Source organism: Jiangella rhizosphaerae (assembly GCF_003579925.1).
Taxonomy (GTDB): Bacteria; Actinomycetota; Actinomycetes; order Jiangellales; family Jiangellaceae; genus Jiangella; species Jiangella rhizosphaerae.
Window position 1 is genome coordinate 23,050 of sequence record NZ_QUAL01000111.1, and the last position, 6,780, is coordinate 29,829.

Annotated in this window: 3 protein-coding genes; all 3 read left to right on the top strand. The window is 73.3% G+C overall.

The features are described 5' to 3' along the window. The first annotated feature begins 43 nt into the window (after positions 1-43). The gene (gltX, locus tag DY240_RS11880) at positions 44-1,576 is read left to right on the top strand and encodes a glutamate--tRNA ligase (RefSeq protein WP_233552709.1); all 1,533 of its coding nucleotides are present in this window, start codon (positions 44-46) and stop codon (positions 1,574-1,576) included. 642 nt (positions 1,577-2,218) lie between these two features. Beyond that, a complete protein-coding gene (locus DY240_RS11885; protein WP_119660102.1) occupies positions 2,219-5,995 on the top strand; it encodes a GH116 family glycosyl hydrolase in 3,777 nt (1,258 codons plus the stop codon). Beyond that, positions 5,992-6,780 (top strand): CobW-like GTP-binding protein (locus DY240_RS11890; RefSeq protein WP_233552710.1); only part of this gene is annotated, 789 nt, incomplete at its 3' end. The genes DY240_RS11885 and DY240_RS11890, both read left to right, overlap by 4 nt.

Genomic DNA, 6,780 nt, shown 5'->3' on the forward strand with positions numbered 1-6,780 from the left:
TGCATCCCCATCCGTTCGCTTCGAGAACCCAAGGTGATCTGCTGTGACTGACGGCGCCGGTTCGTCGGACGCTTTCGTGCTCGGTGACGTCGCGCCCGCCGACGTCCGCGTGCGCTACTCCCCGTCGCCGACGGGCAACCCGCACGTCGGGGTGATCCGCACCGCGCTCTACAACTCCGCGTTCGCGCGGCACTACGGCGGCACGTTCGTCTTCCGCATCGAGGACACCGACGCCGCCCGCGACAGCGAGGAGTCGTACGAGGCGATGCTCGAGGCGCTGCGCTGGCTCGGGCTGCACTGGGACGAGGGCCCCGATATCGGCGGTCCGTACGCGCCCTACCGGCAGTCGCTGCGGCACGACATCTACGCCGAGGCGGCGTCACGGCTGCTGGGGACCGGCCACGCCTACCACTGCTACTGCACGCCCGAGGAGCTCGACGAGCGGCGCGAGGCCGCCCGGGCGGCCGGCAAGCCGAGCGGGTACGACGGCAAGTGCCGGACGCTGACGCCCGAGCAGGTCGAGGCGTACCGTGCCGAGGGCCGGCAGCCGGTGCTGCGGCTGCGGATGCCCGACCGCGACATCACGTTCGTCGACCTCATCCGCGGCGAGATCACCGTCGACCGCTTCAACCTCTTCGACTACGTCATCGTCCGGGCCAACGGCCAGCCGCTGTACCCGCTGGTCAACCCCGTCGACGACGCGTTGATGGGCATCACGCACGTGCTGCGCGGCGAGGACCTGCTGTCGTCGACGCCGCGGCAGCTGGTGCTGCACCAGGCGCTGCGCGACATCGGGTTCGCCTCCGGGCCGCTGCCCCGGTTCGGGCACCTGCCGCTGGTCACCGGCGAGGGCAACCGCAAGCTGTCCAAGCGCGACCCCGAGTCGTCGCTGCAGCTGTACCGCGACCGCGGCTTCCTGCCCGAGGGCCTGCTCAACTACCTCGCCCTGCTCGGCTGGTCGATCGGCGAGGACCGCGAGGTCTTCTCGATGGACGAGATGGCCGCCGCCTTCGACGTCACCCGCGTCAACTCCGCCGCGGCCCGGTTCGACCTCAAGAAGGCCGAGGCCATCAACGGCGTCTGGCTGCGCCGCCTCGAGCCGGACGACCTCGCCGCTCGGATGGTGCCGTACCTGCAGGCGGCCGGCGTGCTCCCGACGCCGGTGCCCGACGAGTCGCTGCAGCTGCTGCGCGCCGCCACGCCGCTGGTCCAGGAGCGGATGACGGTGCTCGACGAGGCGGTCGGCATGCTCGGCTTCCTGTTCGCCCCCGGGCCCGTGGCCTTCGACGAGGACGCCGTCGCCAAGGTGCTGACGGCGGACGCCGGGCCGGTGCTGCGCGCGGCCCGGGAGCGGCTGGCCGCCGACGAGAAGTGGACGACGGAGTCGATCGAGGCCACACTGCGGTCGGCCCTCGTCGACGAGCTCGGTCTGAAGCCCAAGCACGCCTTCGGCCCGGTCCGCGTCGCCGTCACCGGGCGCCGGGTGTCGCCGCCGCTGTTCGAGTCGCTGGAGCTGCTCGGGCGCGAGCGCACGCTGACCCGCCTCGACGCCGCCCTCGCCCGCGTCGGGAGCTGACCCCGGCTCGTACCGCGTTGGCCGGGGGTTTTGTGGCGTGGGCCGACCCCCTGCTGCCCGATTGTCTTGGCCGCGGGCACGCGCCTCAAGTCCGCGCGCGTGGTGGTTCGGCTCTGCTGTGGTCGGGGCGCTTGGACTTGACCCGCGCGCCCGCGGCGAAGAACGGGCAGCTATCAGGGGGACGGGGGAAGAGCGGCGACGACGCCGGGCGCCTTGCGGCGTTGGGCCCGTTTGCGTGTGGCGTTGGTGTCGTTGAGCGTCCACCTGGTGAGATTTCACCGTGATTCGGGAGCCATCACGAGGATTACCCCAGCATCAACACCCCTACAGGCATGGTGAAGCTCACGCAATCCTCGTGATGTAGGCGATCGCCGATGATCATCGCCGTCCACAGCCCGACAAACGGGGCGAAACGGGCACCACAACGCCGAGGCGTGCCCACATCCTCCCCGTCCCCCTGATAGCTGCCCGTTCTTGCGCGGCAAGAGAATGGGGCAGCAGGGGGACGGGGAGCCCATCCCACGTCATGGACCACGCCTCGGACAACCCGCCTGTAACAGACCATTGACACAGTTGTCACGAACCGCCTAGGGTCCTCAGCAATCGATTTCGCGGGTCAGTCGTCCAACCCCGGAGGACGCGATGGGCATCGATCTCACCCCGACGAACCCCGAGGCCGCGGCGTGCTGTGGCGGCGGCGGATCCTGCGAGCCCGACGGCCTGAGCCGGCGCTCGTTCATCGCGCTGTCGGCGCTCGGAGCCGCCGGCGCCGGCGCCGCCCTCGGTCTCTGGCCGACCAGCGCCAACGCCACCATGAACACCCGGACCGTCCCGCCCAGCAGCGGCTTCGACCGGCGCTGGCTGGACGGCTTGGCCACACGCGGGACGGCGACCGAGTACACCGGCGAGGCGCTGCGCCGCGTCGGCATGCCGGTCGGCGGCGCGTGCACGGGTCAGGTGTACCTCTCCGGCGACGGCCGGACCTGGCTCTGGGACGTGTTCAACGCCGACAGCTTCCGCTGGGGCGGCGACGACTGGCAGGGCCTGCACTACGCCGACCCCCTCGACTTCGACCCGGTCTTCACCACCGGCTTCGCCCTGCGCTGGAGCGACGGCGACGGCGGCGACGACCACGGCGGCGCCGCCACGACCCACACCCTCGACGCCGACGGGTTCGGCGACGTGCGGTTCCGCGGCCGCTACCCGATCGGGCACGTCGAGCTGCGCGACGACGGCTGCCCGCTCGAGGTGGACCTCGACGCGTTCTCGCCGTTCGTGCCGACCAACGTCGCGGACTCGTCGCTCCCGGCCACGATCTTCGAGTACACGCTGCGCAACACCTCCGATCGCACCGTCAGCGCGCAGCTGCTCGGCGTCGCGGAGAACCCGGTCTGCCTCGACAGCCGGCACACCCAGCCGATCCTGCTGACGACCGGCGCGCTCGACGGGGGCACCCAGGGTGCCGCCGGCTTCGTCCACGCCGCCGCCACCTACGACGGCCCGCAGCCGGAGCGGCCCGACGTCGTCTTCGAGGACTGGGAACGCGACACCTACGCCCCCTGGACGGCGACCGGTACCGCGTTCGGCCCCGGCCCGGTCGCCGTCGACGAGCTGCCCGGCTACATGCTGCGCGCCGGTGGCCTCGGCGTCAGCGGCGGCCGCTTCGTCACCTCCCACCACTTCCGCAGCGGCGACGACGTGGTCGAGGCCGACACCCACACCGGGCGGCTCACCAGCCCGCCGTTCACCGTCGAGCGGTCGAGCATCGTCGTGCGGGTCGGCGGCGGCGACCACGCGGGCGCCACCTGCCTGAACGTCATCGTCGACGGTGAGATCGTCGCCTCCGCAGACGGCGCGAACGAGGAGCGGCTGCGCACCCACTGGCTCGACGTCTCCGCCCACCAGGGCGCCACCGCCACCATCGAGATCGTCGACACCGTCACCGGCGGCTGGGGTCACGTCAACGTCGACCGCATCGTCTTCACCGACCGGCCCGCGCCGCGCCCGGACGTCGTCGTCGAGGACTGGGAGCGCACGACGTACGCGCCGTGGACGGCCACCGGCACCGCGTTCGGGTCCGGCCCGGTCACCGAGGCCGAGGCGCCGGCGTACTTCCGCCGCGAGGGCGCGCTGGGCGTCACCGGCCAGCGCTTCGTCACCTCGCACAACTGGCGTGACGGCGGCCCGCCCGCCGACGACCACACGGGCACGCTGACCAGCGCGCCGTTCACCATCGAGCGCCGCTACCTGGCGGCGAAGGTCGCCGGCGGCAACCGGGTCGACGCCGGCCTGAAGGTCATCGTCGACGGCGAGGTGGTCGCGCGGCTGACCGGCCACAACTCGGAGGTCATGCGGGCGAAGGCGGTCGACGTCAGCGCCTACGAGGGTCGCACCGCCGTCATCGAGCTGCACGACGAGGGCGTCGGCGGGTGGGCGCACGTCAACTGCGACCGCATCTGGCAGTCCGACGTGCCGATCGACGAGCGCCCGCTCGCCGAGCTGCCCGACGCCGGCACGTTCGCCCTGGCCGTCCTCGGCCGCGACGACGCCGTCGTGCGGCCGTCCATCGCCGACTGGTCCGGCCCGGACGCGTGGTTCGACTCCGCCGACGGGCCGCTGGAGGTCGACGGCGGCAGCGGCACGCTCGCCGGCACGGTCGCGATCCCGGTGATCCTCGCGCCGGGGGAGCAGCAGACCGTCCGCTACGCACTGACCTGGCACTTCCCGAAGATCGGCTCCCGGTTCGGCTACATCGCCGGCGCCGCGGCGCTGCGCCGGCACTACGCCGAGACCTACGCCGACGCCGCCGCGGTCGTCGCCGACCTGGCCGAGCGCGGCGACGACCTCGCCGCCGCCACCCACCTGTTCGCGACCACGTGGTACGACGACGCCACGCTGCCGGTGTGGTTCCTCGAGCGCACGCTGATCCCGGCCTCGACCGTCGCCACCGGCACCTGCCTGCGCTTCCACGACGGCCGGTTCTACGCGTGGGAGGGCATCTACTGCTGCGACGGCACCTGCACGCACGTGTGGAACTACGCGCAGTCGGTCGGCCGGCTCTTCCCCGAGCTGGAGCGCGACGCCCGCGAGCGGGTCGACTACGGCATCGCCTTCCACGCCGACACCGGCGCCATGGACTACCGCGGCGAGGCGCACCGGCGGGTGGCGCACGACGGACAGTGCGGCACGATCCTGCGCACCTACCGCGAGCACCAGATGTCCGCCGACGGCGCCTTCCTCGGCCGCATCTGGCCGCGGGTGAAGAAGGCCACCGAGTACCTCATCGACCACGACGCCAGCGGCGACGGCGGCCGCGCGGACGGCGTCCTCGAGGCCGAGCAGTACAACACCCTCGACGCCTCGTGGTACGGCGAGATCCCGTGGATCACCGGGCTGTACGTCGCCGCGCTGCGGGCCGCCGCCGAGATGGCCGACGACGCCGGCGACGCCGCGTTCGCCGCCCGCTGCCGCACCCTCGCCGACGCCGGCAGCGCCCACCTGGACGGCGCGCTGTGGAACGACACGTACGGCTACTACGAGCACGTCGTCGACCCCGCCCACGCCGACGCCACCAACTCCAACCGCGGCTGCCACATCGACCAGCTGTACGGGCAGACCTACGCCCACCAGCTCGGACTGCCGCGGGTGTTCGAACGGCAGCACACCCGCACGGCGCTGACCAACCTCGTGCGCTACAACCACCTGCCCGACGCGCAGGCCTACCAGGACGAGTCCGGCATCGTCGGCGGCCGCACCTACAGCACCCAGGGCGAGGCCGGCACCGTCATGTGCACCTGGCCGTTCGGCGGCGCCGACACCGCGCCGGGCAACGGCGACCCGGGCCTGGTCGCCTACTTCAACGAGGTCTGGACCGGCCAGGAGTACCAGCTCGCCGCGCTGCTGTTCGCCGAGGGCATGGCCGACGAGGCGCTGGCCGTCACCCGCGCCGTGCACGACCGCTACAGCGCCGAGAAGCGCAACCCGTACAACGAGATCGAGTGCTCCGACCACTACGCCCGCGCCATGATGAGCCACGGCGTCTACCTGGCCGCCACCGGCTACGAGTACCACGGCCCGCGCGGCCACCTCGGCTTCGCGCCGCGGCTCGGCGACCGCGACGACGTCGCCGCCGCGTTCACCGTCGCCGAGGGCTGGGGCCTGTACCGGCAGCGGCGCACCGGCGACCGGCAGCGCAGCGAGGTCGACCTGCGCTACGGCCGGCTGCGGGTGCGGACGTTCGCGACCGCCGTGCCGGAGCGGCCCGGACGGCGGCAGGTGGTGGCCGAGCTGGTCACCGACCGGCGGCGGCGCCGGCTGGACGTCGCCGGCGTCGCCGTCGACGGCGAGCGGGTGCTGGTCACGCTGGCCGGTGACGTCGAGCTGACCACCGCCGACACGTTGGTGGTGACGGTCGCATGAGCGTGCGCTTCGTCGCGCTGAGCGGGTTCCTGGGCGCCGGCAAGACGACGACGCTCGGGGCGCTGGCCCGCGCCCTGGAGGCGCGCGGCCACCGGGTCGCCGTCGTCACCAACGACCAGGGCGAGCAGCTGGTCGACACCCAGGTCGCGGCGGCGGCCGGCGACGACGTCGCCGAGGTGACGGGCGGCTGCTTCTGCTGCCGGTTCGAGGACCTCGAGTCGGTGGTGACCGCGGCGATCGAGCGCGGCGCCGGCACCGTCCTCGCCGAGGCGGTGGGCAGCTGCACGGACCTGCAGGCGACGGTGGTCCGGCCGCTGCGCCGGCGCTACGGCGCCGGGTTCACGGTGGCGCCGCTGGTCGCCGTCGTCGACCCGGTCCGGCACGCCGAGCTCGGCCGGTCGCTGGGGCTGAGCGACGAGCGGGACGACCTCGCCTACCTCTACGACCGGCAGCTCGCCGACGCCGACGTCGTCGCGCTCAACAAGATCGACGCGACGCCGCGGCCCGACGTCGACCGGGTCGCCGGTGACCTGCGGCGACGGTGTCCGGACGCGCTGGTGCTGGAGTACTCGGCGGCGACGGGCGCGGGGCTGGCCGCGCTCGTGGACGTCGTGACCGGCGACGCGGGCGTCCGGCCGCGTGACCTCGAGCTCGACTACGACCGCTACGCCGCGGCCGAGGCCCGGCTGGCCTGGCTGAACCACGCGCTGCGGCTGGAGCCGGCGGGTGCGGCGCCCGTGCCGCCGGCCCGCTGGGGCGAGGCGGCGCTGGCCCACCTCGGCGCG